At 47.7% G+C, this 5,182-nt stretch carries 4 protein-coding genes; 2 read left to right on the top strand and 2 right to left on the bottom strand.

Annotated features, from left to right (window positions below; genetic code table 11):
* Window positions 1-410: 410 nt before the first annotated feature.
* Window positions 411-1,538, top strand: a complete 1,128-nt coding sequence (aroC, locus tag LLG96_14805; protein MCE5251481.1) for a chorismate synthase — start codon at window positions 411-413, stop codon at window positions 1,536-1,538.
* Window positions 1,539-1,624: 86 nt separating this feature from the next.
* Here the strand turns inward: aroC and LLG96_14800 are convergent, their stop codons facing one another.
* Entirely contained in the window at window positions 1,625-1,930 is a 306-nt protein-coding gene (locus LLG96_14800) for an integration host factor subunit beta (GenBank protein MCE5251480.1), read from the bottom strand.
* A gap of 462 nt (window positions 1,931-2,392) precedes the next feature.
* Between LLG96_14800 and trpS the strand changes: the two genes are divergently transcribed.
* Entirely contained in the window at window positions 2,393-3,367 is a 975-nt protein-coding gene (gene trpS, locus LLG96_14795; protein MCE5251479.1) for a tryptophan--tRNA ligase, read from the top strand.
* A gap of 902 nt (window positions 3,368-4,269) precedes the next feature.
* On the opposite strand, the gene LLG96_14790 is transcribed toward trpS, so the two are convergent.
* Window positions 4,270-5,182, bottom strand: a 913-nt coding sequence (locus tag LLG96_14790) for an ATP-binding cassette domain-containing protein (protein ID MCE5251478.1), incomplete at its 5' end; no start/stop codon positions are given.

Here is a 5,182-nt window from a genome sequence, read left to right as displayed (position 1 = left end):
CGCTCGGACAGCACCCATTCTTTTTCCGAAAACCGGTTGTGACCGCGGGGCTTTTCAATGGGGTTGAAAAATCGGAAGCTCAAAAGGGTGTTATGCTGTTTATAATCAATTAATTACAATAAAATAGTCATCGTGGATTTTTGGAGGGGCCAGGTGAAGTTGTTCCGGACAGCACCCATTCTTTTTCCGAAAACCGGTTGTGACCGGGGGGCTTTTCAATGGGGTTGAAAAAACAGAAACTCCAAAGGGTGTTAATAAAAAAAAGTAATCGTGGATTTTGGGAGGTCACCAGTAAGACAAGTCGTCCTTCGGACGAGCCTTGACATGAATTCAGCAGATGTGAACACGAAACCAAAACAATTCAAATAATATATATGTAAACCAATATTAAACCAGAGATTGGAGGTATTATGCTGGGTAACACTTTCGGACGAATGTTCAGAATCACGACATGCGGAGAATCCTACGGGAAAGGGCTGGCGGTCATTGTGGATGGCGTGCCAGCGGGGCTTGCCCTGACCGAGGCGTATATCCAGGAGGAGCTGAACAAGCGCAAGCCCGGCCAGAGCGCTCTGGATTCACCGAGAAAAGAAACGGATGTCGTACAGATATTCGCCGGTATGCTCGAAGGAAAGACAACGGGCGCTCCGGTAGGTCTGATTATATATAATGTCGATACCCAGCAAATCCATGTCGATCAGTACCGCGAGGTCAAGGACATTATCAGACCGGGTCATGCCGAGTATACCTTTTTCGTCAAATACGGCGACTATGCCGACTGGTGCGGCGCCGGACGGGCATCGGGACGGGAGACAGTGGGAAGAGTCGCCGGCGGGGCTGTGGCGAAATACATCCTCGAACAGGAGCATATCGAGGTTCTTGCCTACACAAAAGAAAGCCATGGCATCGTGGCCCGTGACATGACATTCGAGGAGATAAAAGCAAATTACCGTAAGAACGAAATCAACTGCCCCGATCTCGAAACGGCGAAACTCATGATCGAGGATGTTCTGAAAGTCCGTAAGGCGGGAGATACCGCGGGCGGAGTCACGGAAGTCATAATCAGGGGAGTGCCTGCCGGGCTTGGCGAACCGGTTTTCGACAAACTGTCCGCAGACCTTGCCAAGGCAGTAATGTCTATCGGCGCCATAAAAGGTCTCGAAATCGGCGCCGGTTTCAAGGCGGCGAAAATGACCGGTCATGAGTGGAATGACGAGCCATATGCGGAAGGCGGGAAGGTTCATTTCAGAACCAACCATCAGGGGGGTATTCTCGGCGGAATATCCACCGGCCAGGATATCGTTCTCAGAGTCGCGGTAAAAGCCACTCCCACGATATCCATCGACCAGAACTCGGTAAACATGCAGACCATGGAAAACACGGTGCTTTCGGCGATCACAAGAAGGGACGCAACGCTTCTGCCGCGGATTTATCCGGTTATTGAAGCCATGGTGCGGTGTGTCATTCTCGATCATCTCTTCATGTGGAACGCATGGAAAAGTATGCAGCATTACGAGAACAAATGGATTGACGGATGACGGTGAACACCGTTTTGAATAAATAAAAACGCACGTCGGGGGAGACGTGCGTTTGATTTTTTTCAGGGATGCTGATACCCAAGATTCTATGGTTGTTTCCTTCTCAATGGTTTATGGAGAGCTTCTTTCAGGAGTTTACCCGGCTTGAAATGTGTTTTACGTCTGGCGGGAACATAGATGATTTCGCCGGTTCTTGGATTACGGGCAGCCGGTTTGGGTTTGGTGTCCTTGACCTGGAAAACTCCGAAGCCTCTGATTTCGATCCTGTCACCGCTGATAAGGCTTGTGCGCATGGAGGCGAATACACTGTCAACCATTTTGGCTGCCAGGCTTTTTTTGCACCCTGTTTCCTGTGCGACATCGGCGGCTAAATCTTTTTTCGTTGTAGTCATGTAGTCCTCCTGAGGGGGCCTGTATTGGGTTCATTGCGTTATACGCGCCTGTACCATTTATTATTACTGAAAGTGTGGACAAATAAAAGGCCATCACGTGGCCATTACTGTCAGAACAAAGGGACAAAAAATAGCACTCTACCGTAAATAACTCATTCTATGTAAGTTAAATTAATACTAATTATGCAATATGTCAAGTAAAAAAATCATAAACAATAAGATACGGTGCTGTTATATCAAAAAATTCATATTATTAATAATAACAGTATGTTATATTATATTGAACACCATGGAAGATTGGCTGATTATTGCGATGCTGTGATATAATTTATGTTCAGTAATTAAAAAACAAAGGTTCTGGCATATAAATTTATTCTTGTGAAAAACGTATTATTTATGTAAAATTATCTCCTTGCTGAAGATACTCATTCTATGGAAACATATTTTATGGAGAACAGGTCTATGAGAGTGCTGTCGGGTATACAACCCTCGGGTTCGCTGCATCTGGGTAATTATTTTGGAATGATGAAGAAAATGATCGAATATCAGGATAGAAGCGAGCTGTTTGTTTTTATTGCAAATTTACATGCCCTTACATCGGTCTTCGACGGCAAACAGCTTGCCCGGGGAACCATGGAAGCCGCAACCAATTTTCTCGCCCTCGGCCTCGATCCCGAAAAATCGGTATTCTGGGTACAGTCCGATGTAGCCGAGGTAATCGAGCTCACCTGGTATCTTTCCAATATGCCCCCGGTGGGACTCCTTGAGCGAAGTCACTCATATAAGGATAAAATTGCCAAGGGAATACCGCCGAATGCCGGTCTCCTGTTCTATCCCGTGCTCATGGCCGCGGATATCCTGCTCTATCAGTCAGACCGTGTGCCGGTAGGAAAGGATCAGAAGCAGCATCTCGAAATTACCCGTGACATAGCCATAAAATTCAATAACACCTATGGCGATACCTTTGTTATCCCCGAGGCGGACATCGATGATAATGTGGCGACTGTTCCCGGAATCGATGGCCAGAAAATGAGCAAATCATATGGTAATACCATCGATATTTTCACCGACAGGAACGAGCTGAAAAAGAAAGTCATGTCCATTGTCACCGATTCGACTCCAGTGGAAGCGCCTAAAAATCCCGAAACATGCAACGTTTTTGCGCTTTACAGGCTTTTTGCCCCGCCTGAAGCGGTGAAAGATACCGCCGATCGCTATCGAAAGGGCGGTATAGGATATGGCGAAGTTAAAAAAGAGCTCGTGGAGCTTATCTGGAATCACTTCACACCCTACCGTGAACGACGTGAAGAACTTGTGAAGAATCAGGCAGAAGTCGGTAAAATTCTCCGTGAGGGCGCCGAAAAAGCCCGCAGCCATGCCATGAGGACAATCCGCAAGGTTCGAAAGAAGGTGGGATCGCTCTATTTAAGGGATTAATTGCCGTTTACATCGTTGACCACGGCATTAACCGATATGGAAATAAACCTGCTCTCTGATAAAGGGCAGGTTTATTTTTTTGTGGCGCCGGAAAATCCTGTTAATCCGATCCATTCATACATGACACATACATGATAATAGAACGCGGATTTACGCGGATCGGGCGGATTTACGCGGATTTTTTCACAGTTGGCAACCACGGGGGGTTGCCCCTACAATAAAAAAACACGAACAATTATTTCGTCATGACGTCTGTAAATGTCACTGTTTAACCACCGGAGCAATAATCCGATCCATTCATACATGACACATACGTGATAATAGAACGCGGATTTACGCGGATCGGGCAGATTTAGGCGGATTTGTTTATATATATGGGTATCTCTATTTATCTTGTAAAATTTTAAAAATCATTCTGGTTTATACAACAGCCCCCTAACCCTCAATCCCTTTCGCTTCGCGGCTCTGCGCTTCGCTTCGTGTCCCCCTGAAGGGGGCAAGGGAAGTCGTTGCAACTCCGGTAGTTACCTGCCCTCGGAACGGGGGAAGGTGTCACGAAGTGACGGAAGGGAGCTTTGAGAAAAAACGTAACTTTTTTATAATTCGCTCCCCTATAAGGTATTATTAGAGGAGCCCATATGTCTAAGGTTCAATAGTGTCCGGCACAATAGCATTAAAATCATGTAACATATTGTTAAACAGGTAATTATCACGTATTATGCATGAATACACTTAACCATAAAGCAGGGTAATTCATGAATTACCCCTACAATATTACATCGGTACTATATGGAACTCAAATCCGCGAAAATCGGTGTTCCATCCATATTTGTGAACAGACCGGATTAACCACCGGAGCAATAAATCCTGTTCGTCACCTTTTCAGATGTACTCTTTACCGTCTATAAATCGGTAATCCGCACCTCCGCGCCTCCGGGAATCATGGAGATATGCCAGCATGTCCGTGTCAGCCTCCCGAGAAACCGTCTGTCATGGCTGACCAGAAGAAGGCCGCACCGGCAAGAATCGAGGGCTTCCTCGATACAGAGAATCGAGGGGATATCCATATGATTGGTCGGTTCGTCCATGATTATGAGTTCCGGGGCATCGGCAATCCCCATGCCGAGCAGAAGCTTGCGGAGCTCGCCAGGACTCGGTTCAGTGCTTTCAAGGAGCCGCCCGGGCCGTGACCCCAGCCTGCTCACGACGGTCATGACCTGCCCGAGCCTGTCTTCCGGGAGGTTTCTGGCTCGAAGTATGATCTTTTCCGATTCCCCGGCCGGTATTTCCTGGGGGATAGAGAGAACACGCTCTCCGGGGATATTCAGGATGCCCATAATATACCGCACGAGCGTGCTCTTACCGAGACCGTTCGAACCTGTCAGCGCTATGCGCTCATCGGGAAGCATGACGAGGTCGGGGTAAAACAGGCGCCTGCTTCCCCCCAGCGGAATCGAACCTTTCGGAAGCCTGAACAGCACATCCCGTGCAGAGGTGGAAGTTTCGAGCCCGATACCGAGACGAAAGGTTTTTTTTACGGTGATATCTTTTCGGATTTTCTGCGCTCTTTCGGCGCGGGTTTTAATCTGGTTGAGCAGTTTGCCCGCGGTGGCATCCTTTCCGGACAGACGGGCCATGTTTTTCTTGTTTCGGGCATCGCTGTCCCGTGCGCTCAGAGCATGTTTCGATCGTTTTCTGTCGGCCTGACGGGCCTTGTTCATCCGGTGCGACACTTCCAGTTTAAGCCGTTTATATGACTCCGTGGCGTCATGGTACCGTTTCTGGATGTATGTCTCCTCCTGCCGCTCCTGATGA

This window comes from bacterium (genome assembly GCA_021372535.1).
GTDB lineage: Bacteria > Latescibacterota > Latescibacteria > Latescibacterales > Latescibacteraceae > JAFGMP01.
Note: the sequence above shows the minus strand (reverse complement) of the source record. Positions and strands in the feature narration are given on the sequence as shown.